Origin of the sequence: Clostridium aceticum, from assembly GCF_001042715.1 — a bacterium.
Lineage (GTDB): Bacteria > Bacillota > Clostridia > Peptostreptococcales > Natronincolaceae > Andreesenella > Andreesenella acetica.
This window is the reverse complement of record NZ_CP009687.1, coordinates 2488005-2506975: the sequence shown is the minus strand read 5'-3', so window position 1 is coordinate 2506975 and position 18971 is coordinate 2488005. Positions and strand designations below refer to the sequence as shown.

The 18971-nt window shown below is 32.8% G+C and carries 18 protein-coding genes; 10 read left to right on the top strand and 8 right to left on the bottom strand.

Annotated features, from left to right (window positions below; translation table 11 throughout):
- Positions 1-19: 19 nt before the first annotated feature.
- The gene (locus CACET_RS11755) at positions 20-1366 is read right to left on the bottom strand and encodes a sodium-dependent transporter (protein WP_044826511.1); all 1347 of its coding nucleotides are present in this window, start codon (positions 1364-1366) and stop codon (positions 20-22) included.
- Positions 1367-1797: 431 nt separating this feature from the next.
- Between CACET_RS11755 and CACET_RS11750 the strand changes: the two genes are divergently transcribed.
- Positions 1798-2880 carry a PRK06851 family protein gene (locus CACET_RS11750; protein ID WP_044826510.1) on the top strand — a complete coding sequence of 361 codons (1083 nt, stop codon included), beginning with the start codon at positions 1798-1800 and terminating at the stop codon, positions 2878-2880.
- A gap of 174 nt (positions 2881-3054) precedes the next feature.
- Here CACET_RS11750 and CACET_RS11745 read toward each other — a convergent pair whose 3' ends face one another.
- Positions 3055-3258, bottom strand: coding sequence for a heavy-metal-associated domain-containing protein (locus CACET_RS11745; RefSeq protein WP_044826509.1), 204 nt, complete (start codon positions 3256-3258; stop codon positions 3055-3057).
- Positions 3259-3402: 144 nt separating this feature from the next.
- On the opposite strand from CACET_RS11745, the gene CACET_RS11740 reads away from it, so the two are divergent.
- The 4 genes from CACET_RS11740 to CACET_RS11725 all read left to right on the top strand — a co-directional run bounded on the left by CACET_RS11740 (position 3403) and on the right by CACET_RS11725 (position 9100).
- Positions 3403-4947, top strand: coding sequence for a spore germination protein (locus CACET_RS11740; protein ID WP_052661611.1), 1545 nt, complete (start codon positions 3403-3405; stop codon positions 4945-4947).
- 91 nt (positions 4948-5038) lie between these two features.
- A complete protein-coding gene (locus tag CACET_RS11735; protein WP_044826508.1) occupies positions 5039-6127 on the top strand; it encodes a GerAB/ArcD/ProY family transporter in 1089 nt (362 codons plus the stop codon).
- On the top strand, positions 6124-7362 hold the full coding sequence (locus CACET_RS11730) for a Ger(x)C family spore germination protein (protein WP_044826507.1): 1239 nt from the start codon (positions 6124-6126) through the stop codon (positions 7360-7362). Before CACET_RS11735 ends, CACET_RS11730 begins: the two co-directional genes overlap by 4 nt.
- Positions 7363-7513: 151 nt before the next feature.
- On the top strand, positions 7514-9100 hold the full coding sequence (locus tag CACET_RS11725; protein ID WP_044826506.1) for a DEAD/DEAH box helicase: 1587 nt from the start codon (positions 7514-7516) through the stop codon (positions 9098-9100).
- 75 nt (positions 9101-9175) lie between these two features.
- Here the strand turns inward: CACET_RS11725 and CACET_RS11720 are convergent, their stop codons facing one another.
- From CACET_RS11720 to CACET_RS11705, 4 genes are all read right to left on the bottom strand, one after another.
- Entirely contained in the window at positions 9176-9655 is a 480-nt protein-coding gene (locus CACET_RS11720; protein ID WP_044826505.1) for a phosphatidylglycerophosphatase A family protein, read from the bottom strand.
- A 21-nt stretch (positions 9656-9676) separates the two neighbouring features.
- Positions 9677-10891, bottom strand: coding sequence for an alanyl-tRNA editing protein (locus CACET_RS11715; RefSeq protein WP_044826504.1), 1215 nt, complete (start codon positions 10889-10891; stop codon positions 9677-9679).
- A 118-nt stretch (positions 10892-11009) separates the two neighbouring features.
- On the bottom strand, positions 11010-12020 hold the full coding sequence (locus tag CACET_RS11710) for a hypothetical protein (RefSeq protein ID WP_044826503.1): 1011 nt from the start codon (positions 12018-12020) through the stop codon (positions 11010-11012).
- Between the two features lie 342 nt (positions 12021-12362).
- On the bottom strand, positions 12363-13229 hold the full coding sequence (locus CACET_RS11705; protein WP_044826502.1) for a ComEC/Rec2 family competence protein: 867 nt from the start codon (positions 13227-13229) through the stop codon (positions 12363-12365).
- A 148-nt stretch (positions 13230-13377) separates the two neighbouring features.
- Between CACET_RS11705 and CACET_RS11700 the strand changes: the two genes are divergently transcribed.
- The 5 genes from CACET_RS11700 (at position 13378) to CACET_RS11680 (ending at position 18199) form a co-directional block, all read left to right on the top strand.
- Positions 13378-14652, top strand: a complete 1275-nt coding sequence (locus tag CACET_RS11700) for a tetratricopeptide repeat protein (protein WP_044826501.1) — start codon at positions 13378-13380, stop codon at positions 14650-14652.
- A gap of 57 nt (positions 14653-14709) precedes the next feature.
- The gene (locus tag CACET_RS11695) at positions 14710-15447 is read left to right on the top strand and encodes an MBL fold metallo-hydrolase (RefSeq protein ID WP_044826500.1); all 738 of its coding nucleotides are present in this window, start codon (positions 14710-14712) and stop codon (positions 15445-15447) included.
- Positions 15448-15616: 169 nt separating this feature from the next.
- Entirely contained in the window at positions 15617-15907 is a 291-nt protein-coding gene (locus tag CACET_RS11690; RefSeq protein WP_044826521.1) for a hypothetical protein, read from the top strand.
- A gap of 290 nt (positions 15908-16197) precedes the next feature.
- The gene (locus CACET_RS11685) at positions 16198-16920 is read left to right on the top strand and encodes a LytR/AlgR family response regulator transcription factor (RefSeq protein ID WP_044826499.1); all 723 of its coding nucleotides are present in this window, start codon (positions 16198-16200) and stop codon (positions 16918-16920) included.
- Positions 16921-16936: 16 nt separating this feature from the next.
- Positions 16937-18199: a sensor histidine kinase gene (locus CACET_RS11680; protein ID WP_044826498.1), complete on the top strand. Its 1263-nt coding sequence runs from the start codon at positions 16937-16939 to the stop codon at positions 18197-18199.
- On the opposite strand, the gene CACET_RS20180 is transcribed toward CACET_RS11680, so the two are convergent.
- Positions 18191-18331: an AgrD family cyclic lactone autoinducer peptide gene (locus CACET_RS20180; protein ID WP_144414763.1), complete on the bottom strand. Its 141-nt coding sequence runs from the start codon at positions 18329-18331 to the stop codon at positions 18191-18193. The two genes, CACET_RS11680 and CACET_RS20180, sit on opposite strands and share 9 nt — an antisense overlap.
- Positions 18328-18897 (bottom strand): accessory gene regulator ArgB-like protein, encoded by a 570-nt coding sequence (locus tag CACET_RS21340; protein WP_044826497.1) that lies wholly within the window; start codon positions 18895-18897, stop codon positions 18328-18330. The genes CACET_RS20180 and CACET_RS21340 overlap by 4 nt, the downstream gene beginning before the upstream one ends.
- Positions 18898-18971: the final 74 nt, after the last annotated feature.

The following is an 18971-nucleotide window of genomic DNA, read 5'->3' as shown; positions in this document are numbered from 1 at the left end:
TCAATTGTCTTTTTTAAAACTATTTTAAGCCTTGAAAGAATACGACTAAAATAGCTATAGGTGCTACCCATTTAATCAAGAAGGACCAGAAACCAGCCAGTTTAAAGGAAATTTTTCCTTTGTTGGTGGCTTCTTTAAGTGCTTCATCAATACCCCATATCCATCCAATAAAGATACATAGTAAAAATCCGCTAAGGGGCAACATAATGTTACTTGCAACGAAATCAATAGAATCCAAAATATCTAACTCTCTAAAAGGTTCTATGTGACTCCAAACCCCCTGTGCTAAAGAGGAAGGAATACCTAATAAGAATACGGCTAAACCTAAAAGAAGAGCTGTCTTTTTACGATTCCAGTTAAACTCATCTACAATATAAGAAACAGAAGCTTCTAGTAAAGAAATAGAAGATGTTAATGCTGCAAACAATACTAATAAGAAAAAGATAACACCAAAGAATGTACCTAAAGGCATATTAGCAAATACTGCCGGCAATATGATGAAAAGTAGTGCAGGACCTTGGTCAGGACTAAATCCTAAAGCAAATACTGCTGGTAAGATTGCCAAACCTGCTAATAAAGCCACACCTGTATCCACCAGTGGAATAATCATAGCACTTTGAGGAATATTTTCATCTTTACTTAAATAGCTGCCATAAGTGATGATAACACCCATACCTAAACTTAAGGAAAAAAATACTTGTCCTAGAGCGGCCAACATCACTTCCCCAGTAATTTTAGAAAAATCTGGCATTAAAAAGAATCTAATTCCTTCAGAAGCACCGGGTAAAGTAACTGAGCGTAGCATAATGACGATCATCATAACGAATAAACCTGGCATCAAAATCTTACTGTATTTTTCAATACCACCACTAATTCCTCCCATAACAATAGCTAAGGTAAGAAAAGCAAAAATACCATGATAGATAATTGGTTGACCTGGATTTGTGATAAAGGAAACAAATAAGTCAGCCATGTCCGTACCGGGAACAGTAAAGGCCCCTGTAGCAGCTTTAAATAAATAGTTAATTACCCATCCACCAATAACACTATAAAAGGATAGAATCAGAAAGGAGGCTAATACACCTATACCACCTACCCAACCCCAGTTTTTACGAATTTTTCTATAAGCTCCCACAGCATTTAGCTGTGTATGTCTACCAATAAGCAACTCAGCTAACATCAATGTAAATCCAACCAGTAATAAAATCCCAAAGTATACTAATACAAAAGCTCCACCGCCGTTTTGTCCGGCTGTGTAAGGAAATCGCCATAGATTCCCTAAACCTACAGCAGAACCAGCAGCGGCTAAAACAAATCCTAATTTAGAGCTCCATTGATCTCTGTTGTTTTCTTTTAAATTTGCCATACAATCCCTCCTATTAAGTAGTCTAGTCATTAAATTTGTCAAGCATTGGCAAATACTTACAACAATTTCTTTGTGTAAAACTTTTCAGTAAAAACTAAAATGTTTTAATAGTGCAATAATATTAAAAAGTATACACCAGAGTATACCTCTATTATAATTATTACATTTTTTCTGCAAACTATAGCTTTATTGATCAATAAATATAATTTTTAGACAACTTCTAACCACAAGTAATAATTATAAAGGATAAAATAAAAACATGCAAGTGTTTCTTTTTTAATAATAGAAAATACAATGAATTTATTGTAAATTTCAATAATTTTAGAGAAATTCAACTAGCTATTGGAACTTTATTGTAAAGAGATAAGCACAAAAATTTTAAAAATGGATAATATAATAATATGGTAGATGACGATAGAAGGAGGGGAAGTATGGAAAATAAGGGAAGGATTAAAAGTTTGTTGCCGGGAGGAAATACCTCTCTAGGGTTTTTTTCATATTTTCAGTATGTCATTGATTTAAAAAAAGCCAATAAAGTATATTATTTAAAAGGTGGTCCCGGGACTGGAAAGTCCAGCATGATGAAAAAAATAGGTGATACTTTGATAAACAAAGGCTATGATATTGAGTTTCATCACTGTTCCGCTGATCCAGATTCTATAGATGCATTAGTAGTGCCAAAGTTAAAAATAGCTATGTTAGACGGAACAGCACCTCATGTATTAGACCCTAAATATCCAGGTGCAGTTGATACCACTATTCACTTAGGTGATTATTGGCAGGAAGAAAATCTCCGCAACAATAGAGAAAGCATTATTGACGCTATTGATGAAAACGGTAAGATCTATAAAAGAGTATATAAGTTTTTAGGAGCAGCAAAATTAATTCATGATGATATTGAATGGACTTATAATCAGGCTATGGATTTTTTAAAGATCAATGAGGCAACAAGCAAAATAATAGAAAAGTTTTTCGGCAGCTTAGTACTCCAAAAAGCCCTGGCTTATGAAAGGCACCTATTTGGCAGTGCCTATACCCACAAAGGGCATATAGACTTTGCAGAAACCTATTTTGCTGTTATAAGAAATATCTACTACATCAAAGGTGCACCAGGTACAGGAAAATCAACACTATTGGAAAACATAGCTAAAACAGCTACAGAAAAGGGATACGATATAGAAGTTTACCATGAACCTTTGGTGCCAGATAAAGTAGAATCTGTTATTATACCTCAACTTGATATGGCCTTTACTACCAATAGTAAATACCAAGACCATGAGATTATTAATTTAAATAAATTCATACAAGAGGAAAAACGCAATAAATATAAACAAGAACTAGAGTACAGTGAAAAACTATTTCAACAATTAATTGATGATGTTACCTATAACCTACAACGAACCAAGAAAAACCATGACTATATTGAAGATTATTATGTACCTAATATACAGTTTGAAAAAATAGATGCTTTGAGGGAGAAGTTGCTAGAAGAAATTCTGACCTTTGGTGAGTAAAAATAGTTTAATATAAAAATCTCTATATCTGAAAATAAAATAGATATAGAGATTTTTTTCTTGCTTAAAGATAACTTAAAGACAATAAATTTAAACTTTAGCCAAAACTATATATTGTTTTAGCTGTTGTCATCTTGAACATAAAGCAAGGGGACAATCTGGATGCGAAAGATATTAAACCAATTTATTTTCATCTAATTTTGCTCTGATTTCTGCTGAAGAGGTTTGCGTATCGTCATAATCCACGGTGATGGTATTGTCCACAACATCTGTCATTACTGTGTATACTCCATTTAAGGCACTGAGTATGGTTTCGATATTTTCTGGTGGAAGCTTTGTATTATTTAAACTTTTAAAACGGAACTTTTCAGATTGCATCCTTTCACCTCCTGATGGTAGTATATGTAATTTATTTTCTAGATATTTAAATTGCAATAAAACTTTTACAACTTATACATAATTTTTGTTGATGGTTACTTTTTTTGGATACACTAAGAATAAATAGAAGATGAAGGGGTAACTATGAAACCAACAAAAAAACCTAAAAAGATAATGGATCATGATGCTACAGTTTTTCAGGCTAAGATAGAAGATAAAAAGTTAAGGAAAACTTATATAGGTACCAGCTTGGAAGAAAATCGTCAAGATATTCAAGAACTCTTAAAGGATAGTGACGATGTTGTATACAGGGAATTGGAAATAGGTGGGGTTTCTATGACTCTCCTCTATATAGAGAATATGATTAATCAAGACCTTCTTAACGATCAAATCTTAGAGCCGCTTATGAGGGAGAAAAGGTTTTTAGAGGATGTGCCTATAACTACAAGTATGCTGATAGAGAAAGTACTGCCAGCAGTAGGAATAAACAAAAATAATAACTTTCATGAATTATTGATAGCACTCTTAAGTGGAAAAAGCTTACTATTGATAGATACTATTCCAGAGGCTTTAATTATTGAAAGCCGAGGGGCGGTAGAACGAGGTGTAGAAGAACCCAGTACAGAACAAATCCTTAGAGGTTCTAGAGAAAGCTTTGTAGAGAACATAAAAAACAATATTGCTTTAATAAGAAAAAGAATCTATAATCCCAGTTTATCGGTCGAGTACTTTTTGGCAGGAAAAAAGACAGAAACCGATATAGCGATAGTTTACTTAAAGGATATGGCACAACCCAAGGTAGTAGAAGAAATTAGGAAAAAACTTAAAAATATAAACGAAGAAAAAATCATTACAAGTTCCCATGTGGAACAAATCATTGAGGAACATAAATGGAGCATATTTCCACAGATGCTAGCAACAGAACGACCTGATAAAGTAGTGGGAAGTATATTAGAAGGAAGAATTGCTATTATTACCAATGGCACACCCTTTGTTTTACTGGTGCCTGTAACGATAGGAATGTTTTTTAATGCTTTCGATGATTATTCTGAGAGGGTAATTATTACTTCAGCTCTTCGTATTATGCGGTATATAAGCTATCTTATAGCTACCACTTTACCAGCACTATATATGGCACTGACGGCTTACCACCCAGGAATGTTACCAACATCTTTGGTATTGTACATAACAGGAACTAGGGTAGGACTACCTTTTCCGTTTTTAGCAGAAATATTATTTATGGAGTTTACTTTAGAAGCTTTATTAGAGGCATCTGTAAGATTGCCTAAGCCAGTAGGGCAAACCATAGGTATTGTAGGGGGTTTGGTAATTGGGCAGGCGGTGGTACAGGCAGGATTAGTAAGTCCTATTGTGGTAATTATCGTGGCTTTGACTGCCATCACTTCCTTTACATTACCTAATTATACTTTTTCCTTGAGTAATAGAATTTTGAGGATTTATTTCATTGTTGCATCAGCGATTTGGGGATTGTATGGGATTGTTGTCTTCTGGCTAATCCTCCTTATTCATCTAGCTTCTATTGAAAGCTTTGGCATTAGATATTTATCTGACTTTTCTCCTTATCGATTAGACAAACTAAAGGATACTTTGATAAAAGCACCAACAGATCTAATCAATGAAACACCTCCAACATTAGAAACTAATGGAGAAAACAATGAAGTTAATTAAAGTTTAAAAATCACAAGTCTATGTTTAGAGGGAGAGTTGAACTCATTTCAATAAGAAAAAACTTGAGATCAAAACAAAAAGGAGCAGTGAAATGAAGGATCAACTAGAAGATGTAAATATGTTATCTTTTGTTGTTCATACCATGGTGGGGGTAAGATTACTGACGTTGCCCAAAGACATCGTGGAGCATGCCCAAAATGATGGGTGGGCCTCTATTGCTTTGGCAACCTTGGTATCTTTTGTTATAGGATTTGCTTTTTACTGGATGGGGAAAAAGTATTCTAGGTTAAACATTTCTCAAATTGCTGAAGTAGTTTTAGGGCGGTTTTTGGGAAAAATTATTATGATAGCTATAGCTGTTTACCTAATATTTTCTATAGGTCTTTCACTAAGAGCATTTGCAGATAGTGTAAAATTATTTTTGTTAGATATGACTCCCCTATACATCATTATTTTAGTCATGTTGGGTACTTGTGTATATTGTGTAAAACAAGGAATCAAAACCATCAGTATTGTCTTTGATTTGTTGCTTCCCATCATCGTCATAGCCATAACGGTTTTGATGCTTTTTTCTGCAACCAATATAGACCATAAAAATCTATTACCAGTATTTCATGGGGGTGCAAAACCAATTTTTCAGGGTTTTTTAGAAACGACGCATCCTTTCCTGGGCATTGGAATTATTGGCTATATTATGCCTTGTTTTAAGGAACAAAAAAAAGTAAAAAAGTGGATAGCTATTGGAATTTTATTGGTGTCAGCCATCTACTTTTCTATTGTCATTATGAGCATTATGGTTTTTGGCAGCAGAGAAATTCAACATATCCTTCATCCAACCATCGCTTTATCTAGGGCTCTTCAGCTGGATATAGAGATGTTTGAGAGATTAGAAGTAATGTTTATGGCAGTATGGATTCCTATGACCTTTACAACCTTAGCAGCTTATTACTTTGCTTCTGTTATAAACTTAAAAGTTATGTTTCGCAGTGAAAAAGAGCAGCTAATGCTTTACGGGCAAATACCTATTATTTTTCTCATTGCTCTTTTACCCAATAATGTTGTGGAGGTTCATGCCCTATTAAGTATCAACAATAAGCTGGCACAAGTACACAGTTTTATCATTATACCTGTGATTTTTATAGGTGTTTTAGTGAAGCAAAGGGGAGGAAAAAGTGTATGAAAATTTATAGATTCAAGTGTTTTTTGGGGGTAGTATTTGTCTTTTTTATGTTTTTTTTAGTGGGATGTTGGGACTATATGGAGGTAGAAAACAGAGGGTATGTGCTTGGTATGGCTATAGATAAATATCCACCTTTACCACAGGGTCAAGAGGATTTAGAAGACTATTTGAGTGAAAGAGAATTAGAAAAAATGCCACTGCATCAAGGAGGTCCTAAGTATGCCTATACCATTCAAATTCCAGTGATACCAGAAGCAATCGCTACCCCAGAGGTAGCTGGTGGTGGTGGAGAAGCGGGGGCACTGGAAAGAACATGGGACTTAACAATAGCCGGCAATAATTTTTTTGAAGTAAATAGGCAGTTCTCCACTAGGATCAGCTATCCTCCTTTCTATGAACATCTTAAAGTTATTATTATCAGCGAAGAGGTGGCAAGGGAAGGTATTAAAGAACTATTGGATATGCACTTTAGGGACCATGAAATGCGAAGAAGAACCAGAGTGTTTATTACCCCATCAGAAGCTAAAAAAGTATTGGATATAGCACCTAGGATTGATGACTATTCTAGTTTATACCTAGAGAGACTTCCTTTAAATGCCAATAAAAATTCAAGAATTCCTCATAAGACGGATTTAGGCGAGGTATCAAAAAGTATCCATGGGGAACTAGATTTTGTTTTACCTAGGGTGATTGCTACTAGAGATGAAGCCAAGTATGCTGGGGCTGCTGTATTTAAAGGAGATAAAATGGTGGGATGGTTAGGAGAACTTGATACCAACTATACAAAGTGGGCGAGGGATGCAGTGGTAGGAGGTATAGAAGTGGTAGAATCCCCACACCCTGCGGCAGAATTAGTGGTATTAGAAATTACCAAAGCAAAAACCAATGTAAAGCCAGTAATCAAAAGTAATAATATTAAGATGCATATGGATATAGCCGCCACCTTTAACTTATCAGAGGAGTTTAGATCTCAGTTTGAAAACGCTTTTGATAGAGAGTTTATTAGCGAAGTAGAAAGCAGAGTAGAGGAAAAATTAAAAAGAGAAATCAAAGATACCATTACCTATGTGCAATCGGAATATGGTGCAGATATTTTTCACTTTAATGTTGCTATGCAGCGTTACGAACCAAAGGTATGGGATGAGATTCAGGAGGATTGGAGAGATATTTTTCCACAAGTAGAAGTAGAAGTGGTAGTTGATGCAAAGATAAGATTGATAGGATTAATGAAATAAATGATTATAAATATTATAAAAAAAGTATGTATATTGTTTTACCATTGATAAAAAAATAATAAAAAAAAGATAATAACAACAATTATTTATTTACATAAACAGGCAAAAGAGATATAATATTGCAGTGAAAACTAAAATTAGGAGAGATAAGATGAAGAATATTGAATTCCAAGATTTAAACATTGAGAAAAACATTTTAAAAGCTATTGAAGAGATGGGCTTTGAAGCACCTACCCCCATCCAATCCCAAGCCTTACCCAAACTATATGAAGGAAAAGACATCATAGGTCAAGCACAAACAGGAACAGGAAAAACTGCAGCCTTTGGCATACCTATGATTGAAAAGGTAAATCAAAAGGATAAATCCGTTCAAATATTGATACTAACTCCTACTAGAGAGCTGTCTATGCAGGTAGCTGATGAACTTAGAAAGTTTGCCAAGTATTTACCAGAGACAAGATCTTTAGCTATCTATGGAGGTCAGCCTATAGAGAGACAAATTAAGGCATTAAAACAAGGAGTACAAATTGTTGTAGGTACCCCTGGAAGAATAATCGACCATATCCGAAGAAAGACACTAAAATTAGACAAGGTAATTGGTGTTGTTTTAGATGAGGCAGATCAAATGCTAGATATGGGCTTTTTAGAAGATATAGAAACCATATTAGATACAACACCTAAGGATCGTCAGACAGCTATGTTTTCTGCTACGATGCCTAGAGAAATAGAAAACATAGGTAAAAAGTACTTGAAAAGTCCTGAAAAAATAAAAGTAGTACACAAGGAATTAACTGTTCCTAAGATTGGTCAATATTATTTTGAAGTAAAGAATCATGAAAAACTTGATGCCTTATGTAGGGTTTTGGATATGGAAGAAAGTGAACTAGGAATGATTTTCTGTAGAACGAAAAAAGGTGTAGATGAATTGGTGGAAAGTCTACAAAGTAGAGGTCACTCTGTAGAAGGACTTCACGGAGATCTAAAACAAAGTCAAAGAGATCGAGTCATGAAAAAGTTTAGAGATGGTATTATTGACTTCTTAGTAGCTACAGATGTGGCAGCTAGAGGTATTGACGTAGATGATGTAGAGTTAGTTATTAACTATGATATTCCTGAAGATTTTGAGTATTATGTTCACAGGATAGGTAGAACAGGAAGAGCAGGAAGAACAGGACTTGCCTATACTTTTGTTGCTGGAAGACAGCTTAGAACTTTAAAAGCTTTAGAAACCTATGCAAAGACAAAAATTAAAAGAAAAAATATACCTACCATAAACGACATTGCCGAAAAGCAAAGAGAAACCATCGCTAAAAATATTGTTGCTACCATTGAAAAAGGTGGTATTGCAGAATATACTAACTTTGTGGAAAAATTATCAGAAGATCATAGCTCTATTGACATAGCAGCAGCTTTATTGAAATTGATGATCAATAAGAATGAAGAAGAGTCCATAGAAGCAGCGGAAGATGTGGCCTCTAAAGATACAGGAGCAGAGCCAGGAATGGTTAGAATGTTCCTGAATATAGGTAAGAAGCATGGAGCTACTCCTGGAAATATTTTAGGTGCCATCACTGGTGAATCAGGAATAGAAGGAAATATGGTAGGGGTAATAGATATATTTGATAAATTTACTTTTGTTGAAGTGCCTGAGAAACATGCAAATAAAGTTTTAACGGCTATGAATAAAAACCGTATCAAAGGTAGAAAAATCAATATGGAACCTGCTAACAAACGATAGTAGATAAGTTTTTAGTTTTATCAAAGTTTTAATAAAAAATACCCACTTTATAATAAATATAAAGTGGGTATTTTTTTATTCCTCATCTTGGGAGTTCTCCATAGAATGTGCTATCCTAGAACAAGCAGCAGCAATAATACCAGAAACCAAATCGTCTAGAAATGTATTTACTTGCCCTCCCTCATGCTCATTTATTTTTCCAATAATACCAGGCTTTAACTTATCTAAATAACCGAAATTAGTAAAGCCTATAGACCCATAAATATTAGTAATACTCAAGGCCATAATTTCATCTATACCATATAAAGAATCATCACGTTTCACAATGGATAAAAGAGGTTCTTCAATTAAATCACGCTCCGCTAATTTATCTATCTGTATACCAGTAAGAATAGCGTTTTGCACTTCTCTTTTTCCTAAAACTTTGTGGATATTTTCAACCGCTACTTCCATAGTTAAAGGAAGGTAGTCTTTCTGAAGATCTAGTACTAAATTAGCCATATCTTCAATGGTAACGCCTCGTTCTTGTAACATATTGATAACGATATTTTTCATTATGATTCGCTCCTTTAAAGATTACTTTATGTATTCCATAATGATTTTTTGCTCTGCGGCTTTAAGCAAGCTTTCCAGATTATAAGCTTCATCGCCTCCTCCTTGAGCACTGGTGGCATTACCACCACCTTTTCCATTGATAAGGGGAATTACTTCTTTAAATAGTTGATTCATATTTATAGGGACTTCCTTTGAACAAGAAAAAACCACCTGAGCTTTATCAATTTTTGTGCCTAGTAAGGCAACTGTATTAGGATATAGACTTAAGGCAGAAGCTATTGTTTTAATATCTTTAAAATCTTCCCCTTCAAATTCCTTTACTACTAGGAAGTAGCCGCCTGCTTCTCTAGCACTAAGATGCAACTCTTTTACCCTATAGTCTAATAAGCTTTTTTTCAAACTTTTTAAAGTCTTATTTAGTTCTCTATGTTCCTGATATAATCTTGTAACAGCATCTTGTGTTTCTATATCTTTTACAGACAACAAATTAGATACTTCGTTGATTTGGATATTTTTCCAGTAAAAGTCCTCTAATGCCCTTGAGCCACATATAAACTCTATGCGAAGATTACTTTTATTTTTTTCCCATTTACGAATTTTTATGATACCCACAGAACCAGTATTTTTAGGATGAGTCCCAGCACAAGGAGAATAATCAATTTCATCAATTTTAACAATACGGATGCCATCTTCTACAGTAGGCTGTTTTCTCAAAGGAAGCTGAAGTACTTCATCCTTTGTTGGAAATAGAGATACTACTTCTAAGTTATCATAGATGACCTTATTTGCTTTTTCCTCTACAAGTTGTATTTCCTCAAAACTAAGGGAGGGCTTATTGATGTCAATAGTGACAAAGTCGTTACCTAAGTGAAAGCCTACTGTATTAGCGTCATACAGTTCTTCAAAAACCCTTGAAAGTATATGCTGACCCAAATGTTGTTGCATAAAGTCAAAACGTCTTCCCCAATCAATGGAACAGAAGATATTTTCCTTTTCTATAAGAGCTTGATCCACTACATGATAAATGATTTCTTCTTCTTCATATACATAAGAGACATTGCTATTGCCAATTTTGCCTTCGTCCCAAGGTTGCCCCCCTCCTTCGGGATAAAAAGCTGTTTTATCTAATACGATAAAAGACTTTGTAGGATCTTTTTCATAAACCCCAGTAGATAGAATATTTGCTGTGAATTCTTTCAAGTAAGTATTTTGCCAAAAAAGTTTTTCTGTTTTCATTTGTACATTACACCTCATTTATTATAGTTTTTAGTACCAAATTTTATTCTTCAAGCGGTATTTTAAGAGTATAGTTGCCTTATTTCAACCTGTGGAAACCATTGACTATTTAATTGTATCACTTTTCAAGAAAACTTTGGAACATTGACTGAAATTTACTTTTGGGTAGATAAAGAACTTCTCCCTTAGAATTGACTACTTTATAATTTTTATTGCTAATATTAAATAAAGATTCTCTACTGTTTTCCATATCCTCTAGAAGAGCGACATTAGATAGAAAAACTTCCTTTGATACTTCTCCTAAAATAAAGGTATTAAATGCATCCTTCCAATAATAGGAATTTTTATAGCTGTCCCTATGAACTAATGCAAACTTTTCAGTGCTGGGGTAAGCTGATGAATAAGTAGTGTGTTTTTCCATAGTAGTAAATGTATTGATTTTTAGGGGATGATCTTGTATAAAATCAATCACTGTTTCTTCTATGACTTTATTCCATAAATCTTCTCTTGCACTAGGGTCTATCCAAACTTCTTTATAGATTTCCTCATAATAAAGAGGTTTTTTCCAAGTACTTATAAACTCGTCCTTATCATACAAATAAATTTCTAAAAATTCCTCGAAAAAAGAACCACCAATCCTCTCATCCAAGGTTTGGTAAATCGCCATCATCTTATAATCATAAGAAGGATTAGATAGAAACTCTATTTTATTCACTGGAACAAGACCTTCTATTTTGCTATGGAAGATATATTCATTACCAACAGCATCAAATACTACAATTACTGCTAAGTCTTTGGATAAATCTAATGCTACAATCAATTGTTCAGAGGCTGAAGGCAGCACTTCTTCTGTATAAATACTTATATCTATATAATCAATAAATTCCTGCCATTTTTCATAGCCTAGGACTGTTAAAGTAGTGCGTATAAGATTTTTCTCAGCTTCTTTTCTTACAGAGGCATCATCACTTTTAGAAAGTTCAATTAAGCTTTTATCAATTTTATGGGAGGGAGAACTATAGGACTGAAAAGTGGCAACTGTTTTAGGAGACTGAAAGAAGTTATAACTGCAAAAGGATAGTAAGGTTACAAAAATAAAAATAATACACTTTGCTAATTTGCTTTTCATGGAATCACCTCTATAAATTATATGTTGCTTTATTAAAAATAATTTGTTTTATCTTAACTGTATTTTAATGAAAAATTTCTTTATAGAACAACTTTTTTGTTTTAAAAAAGAGGAATTTGTATTATTTTGTAGAACCTATTTAATACACACATCGCAACACAATTTTAAAGCTACCATAAAAGCTCGTGCTTGTGGTAGCTAAGTAAGGTGGCATCCGTTTCCACCTTTTTCTTTTTTTTGATTTTTAGTAATAAAGTTCTCTTAAAGAGAAGCTCTAATAGGATATAGGAAGTCTAGCGTTAACTTAAACGATAATTTGTCATCCTGAGGAAGCAAGAATAGCTAATAGTTATAGGGCTGTTGATGGGACCAAATTTTATGACCATCACTTTTTACAATAATGCTACCCTGCAGATCAGTTCTATAAATAGCAGTGTTACGCTTTTGTAATCTCTCTATAACCTCCATATGGGGGTGACCATAGGCATTATCCCTGCCACAGGATATAACAGCTACCTTTGCTTCAATCGCTTGCAAAAAGTCTTCAGTGGAGGAGGTATTGCTGCCATGATGCCCCACCTTTAAAAATTGTGATTTTAAAAAATCCTTTTTATAGGTAGCTAGTAAGTCATCTTCCCCTAAAGCCTCAAGATCTCCTGTGAATAAAAAGGATTTTTCTTTATAATCCATTTTTACGATAACGCTCCATAGATTCAGATGATCTCCATAATCCCTAAGAGGACCTAAAAAATGCAATGTGATATCGTCATCGAAGGTTATAGAAATGTCACTGGTTGCTGCTGAAATTTTTAGACCTTTAGCTTGAGCCTTTTCTAGAAGTTCTTGAAAGGTATTACTGGTGTGTTCTTTTTTTGGTAGATAAAATCTGTCTATCTGGAAATGATCTAACACATTGATAAGTCCTCCGATATGGTCGCTATGAGGATGTGTACCAATTAATACATCTATTTTCTTTACTTTGTTTTTCTTTAAATAAGCGACAACAGCTTTTCCATAAGAAGGTTCTCCCCCGTCGATCAACATCGTTCTTCCATTGGGTGTTTTTATTAAAATGCTATCTCCTTGTCCTACATCGATGGTATGAATGGATAAATAATCATCTTTACTTTTCACAGTGCAGGCGATGAGTAAGACTAATAAAAGTATGAATAATAGCAATAATGGAAATTTTCTCCTAATAAAAAACATAAACCCCCCCCTTTTATGTAGCCTTATTATATTACAATTCTTGCATAAAAGGAAAAGAATTAATTTTAATTTTTTATTGTTAATATTTTTTTTATGGTATAGTATTATATATAAGAAACAGCAATTTGCTCCTAAAGGAGGGCTTGAAATGCTATTAAATATTTTTTTTCCTAATAAAAACGAAAGAATACAGTTTGTTTATAAACATTTTCAAATAGATGATATGCCGATAGAAAAAAACACTGTTATTTCTTCTGATATTATTGGTGTGAAAAGTATAAAACTGAGAAGTAGATATAGAAACATTCCAGGTTTTTGGTTAGAAATTCACTTCAATAAAGATGTTAAAGGAAAAAAACTCTACAGTGAATTGATGGCTACTGTAGATTTAAAACAAATAAATAGCCATGTGTTTTATCCAAAAGAAAACTTGCCATTGAAGGAAATGGAAACGAAGTGGCTAAATAAATACAATCTGTTAGGCAAAGAAAGTGACGATGAAGCTTGGAAGTTATTTTTCCAAGAAATTAAAAGTCATATGCGGTATGATCGAATTGATATTGCTTATAAAGGATTGATCTTGTTTTTAAAATACAATCCATTCTTTCTTAAAAAGTATAAGCGATATTATATATTGGAGGAACTAGCCTACTTATATGAAAATGTAGGAAATGTAGGAAAGGCGATAAAAACCTTGAAAATACAGGCTACACTACAACCAAACTCCATTGAGCCTTATTTGAATATGAGTAGTTTTTATATTATTAATAACATGGAGGAAGAGGCTTTTCATATCTGTAAAGAGGCACTGAAAAAGAGTCCAGAAAATCAGTATCTTATCAGCAATATGGTGATCTCTCTGATTAATATCGGCAGTTACGAGTATGCTATTGACTTTCTAAGAAAGGTATTAGACAGACACCCAAATAATCCGTATTTTTGGAAGCTGATGGGAGATATATTTTATGAAATTGAAAATAATAAAAGTGCTATAGACTGTTATCAAAGGGCCTTGAAAATAGGAAAAACTCCTACGATCGATGATTTTAAGCTAGATATCCATACTGGTATCGGGGATTGTTATTATGAGGAAGAAAATTATAAAGAAGCTATACATTATTATAGAAAAGCACTAACCTATAATCCTAAGGATGCCTATCTACTACTAAGCATTGGTCAAATCTACTTCTTTAAATTAAAGGATATGAAGCTAGCTTTTAAATATACAAAGCTTTTAGTAGATAGCATGCCAGAAAATGGATATGGGCAATATCAACTGGGTCTAATCTATTCAAAAACAGATCATATAGAAAAGGCTACATGGCATCTATATAAAGCAAGAAGTATTATGCCTTATTATAAGCCCATTCACGATGCAATAAAAATGTTAAAAAAATCGAACAAAAAATCTCAAGCATACTAAGATTTATAACAAAAGCTAATACTAAAAATAGAATAACAAAAGTTAGGAGGAATTTTTTTGAAACTAACTGTATTAGGTTGTTATGGACCTTATCCAAAGGCTGGAGGTTCCTGTTCAGGATATTTATTGGAGTCAGAAGAAACAAAAATTCTTATTGATTGTGGTAATGGTGTGTTGTCTAAGCTGTTAAACTATTGCAATGACTTAAATAAGTTAGATGCCATATTTATCAGTCATATGCATCCGGACCATATGAGTGACCTAATGGTGATGCGATATGCCATCAATATCAAGCAAATGTTTGGGAAGCTAAAGCAGCCGATTCCTATATATCTACCAGCAAGCCCTCAAGAAGAGTATGATAGAATCCAGTACCAAGGTGCATTTGTTCGCAACATCATACACGAGGGTACTGAGATCAGCATAAATAATATGAAAGTTACCTTTAAAAAAACAGACCATCCTTTAGAATGTTACGCCATGGCTTTTGAAAAAGATAATAAAAAATTCGTTTATTCCGGTGATACAAAGTACTTTGATGGTTTTATAGATTTTGTTAAGGGAAGTAACCTACTGTTGTGTGAAGCAAATATTTTGCACAAATATATGAATGAAAATGTCCCCCACTTATCTGGGCGACAGGTGGGGGAAATTGCTGTAAAGGCTGATCTGCAGAGGGTAATACTAACTCACTTTTTGCCAGAAATTTCAGTGGCGGAGTTGCTGGAAGAGACAAAAGAAGTATTTCCACATATGCTGCAGATTGCAGAAGAAGGAAAATGCTATTTTATATAATTTTCATATCTTCTTTAAAAAAGGGGAAAATATAGATATGCTGCTATGAACTTTAATGGATTAAGAAGTAATAGATGTGTTTCTTAATTGTTAAAATTCAAGTGCAAAGAGATTTATCTATGAATTCACCAGTATATGCAATAATTTTAAAGAGGAAGGTGTGGATATTATGCTAGAAAGTGTATTAGATCGAAGGGTGAAACATGAAGGCGGATACGACCTTTATTTGGAGATACCAGAGAAAGAATATCTACAGATTTATGAGGATGTAAACAATGAGGCAGCAGAGAATATTTTAAAACAATTTCTTCAGCTACACCAAGACGATGGAAGACCAGACCATATAGAAATTAAGTATGATAGAAACAATCATACGATTAACATTAAAGCCTTACTAAAATATGAAGGTAATGATCATACGAAGGCAGATACTTTGCCTAATTATTTAAATTATGAATAGATAAAAGGAAGTATTAGACGGTATTGTCTCAAAGGATGCCGTCTTTTATTATGAACTTTTCAAGAAATGAAGGCGAAGAGCACCCAAAATACTAGATAAAAAAATCTAATATTTGAAGGTGCTTTTTAAGTGTGTGATTAGCTAGTTTTACACACTTCGTCGAGGATTTTAACCTTTTATCGATTTTTTATTTAAAAAGTTATTATATTATGCTAGTGTTTTAATAAGATTTTGCATTACTAAGAGTATCATAATACTTATCAATCAAAATATAGAGTAGGGGAGTTACAATGAACATTCTTGTAGTTGAAGATAATCATGTTGAAAGAAATAATTTAGTCAGAATTCTTGAGTCTTTAAATAAAGACATAAAAGTATTTGAAGTTGCCACTGGTGGACAGGCGATAAAAACCTTAGAACAAGAAATAATCCAGCTATTCTTTTTAGATATTGAACTTTCTGATATGTCAGGATTGAAAGTAGCAGAGAAGATTCGTTCTATACCCCAGTATGAACTAACCTATATTGTATTTATTACTACTCATGTTTATTATCAGCTTGAAGCCTTTAAAAAGTATCACTGTTATGATTTTATTGAAAAACCCTATACGCAAGAAGATATACTTAAAATTTCCCAGCGACTAATAAAAGGAGTTATAAAAGAATCTATTAAAGAGCAGGTCATTCGATTCGAAGTTAAGAACTGTATTTTAAAAATTTTTCTTAAGGATATTTTCTTTATTGAGGCTCAAGGAAAAAATTGTATGGTGTATACGAAAAATAATCAATATACCATTCCTAATACTTCGATGAAAGGAATACTAGAAAAAGTAAGCTCTTCGAGTTTTATGCAAACTCATAAGTCTTATATAGTTAATATTGCAAATATTTTCCTAGTAGAGAGATATGGAAAAAACGCTTGGACAGTGTACTTTAAGGAGTACGCTGTAAATGCTTATGTAAGTAACAAATATAAACGAGAGTTTTTAAACAAGTTTTTCTCTGGAGTGTAAGAAGGTGAGGAGCAGTATGCAATGGTATGAAATATTCATCCTTTCAATATTAGAGATGATAGCTATATTGCTAATATGGAGTAAGTTGAATAATCAATTGAATATTTATGACATAAGAAGTTTTTCTATTATTATTACTTTATCCATAACGGCAGTGATCCTTAATATGTATAGCGTTGGGATTGAATTTTTAGTTAATTTTGTAGTATTATGTGTGATGATTATAACCCTGTTTAAAGTATCAGTTAAAGATACAATCTTTCAATTTATCATTGTATTGATAATGATTTTCAGTATTCAGTTGATATGTACTTATGTTCTGTCACAGATTATGAGCCTTAGAACTTACTCATTTCTTAGTGGACTTATTGTTAATATAATTATGCTGATAGTGAGTATTTTTATCCATAAGTCTACTATAATAAACAAGATAAATAAGTATTATGCTAAATATGGCAAGTATACAAGAACGATCATCGTCAATATTGGTGGAATTGTTTTATTGATTATGTATATTTGGCAAATAGATAAAGACTTTATATGGGATCATGTAACATACCTGTTGTTAGTAATGGTTGCTTGGGAAGGATTAAATATATTTTTTTTATATCAATCTATACTTATTAAAGAACAGCAAAAAATTATACATACTCATGAAAAATATATGCCTTTTTTAGAGAATATGGTACATGAAATAAGACAAAGCCAGCATGACTTCAAAAACCATCTCAGTGCTCTTTATGGATTAGTTCAACTTGAAGATGATCAACAGGCAAAGCAAGAAATGAAACAATACTTAGAGACGGTAATTAAAGTAATGAAGTCTACAGACAAACTACTAAGTATAAAAGAACCTATCTTAAGTGCAATCATTTATAGTAAAAAATCCTTAGCAGAAGAAAAAGGCATTGCTTTTTATATTGAATTTTTAAATGAAATACCACAATACCCTTTAGAAAAATATGAACTTGTTGAATTATTAGGAAATTTACTGGACAATGCTATTGAGGCAAATAAAAATAACAACAATGACAATTCAAATAGAATCGTTTTATTACTTGGTATAGAAGAAGAATATAAAGTAATAGAAATAAAAAATACAGGTGAAACGATCCAGTCAAGAGATATTAATCATATTTTTGAAAGAGGTTTTTCTACCAAAGAAGGAAAGTATCGAGGTTATGGTTTATATAATGTAAAGCGAATTGTCGATTGCTATCAGGGAAGCATTGAACTTTCTTTTGATGAAAAATATACGATTTTTAAAATATTATTTTAATAAATTTTTGGGGCATTTTGGCTCTCCCCAGAGAACAATTGATCCTGAGAAAGCAATTAACTCTGAAGCAAGTACAAACATAGATGCGATGGAAAATAAAGCGATCTTTAATATTGAAGAGTTGTTTTTCATTGTTTTTCCTCCTTTCCTATAGATAGTTGGGATGCTTGTAAAAATATGCTCCATATGCCACATGCAAAAAAAGTTTTATTATATATTAGGAGAAATTTAAATAAAACAAAAATCCAAAGCAGCGTAGAGAAAAGGGATAAATATTTTAGTATCCTTTTTCTTTTTTTATTTAATATAGGTCGAAAACTAGAGGGCCTGGGGGAACGGTAAGAGATAATTATTATACTAACTAGTGTGAGTATAAGCGCTGTATGGATTGTCATCGTAAATAAATGAGGCAGAATAAAAACTGTCAAGGAAAAAAATCCAAAACTTGTTATAAAGCATGGCAAGTTATTTTCAAAGTGCAATCCTCCAGAAAATGAACGAATAGACAATAGTACAGCGAAAGAAAACAAGAACAAAGGCACCTTATTCAAAACAACAAAAAATAACAAAAATATGATAAACTTTTCTAATTCACTCCAAATAACCTTCATAGCGTACTTCATTTTACGAATATCGCTATTAGATAAGAGTTTTTCTTTATAGATTTTATAAGCAAAAATATCAATAAGATTATGCATTGTTAACTCATCCCCTACCTTTTAATTAAACTGAATAATATCATAGTTAGAAATCACATACAACTAAGAAGGAA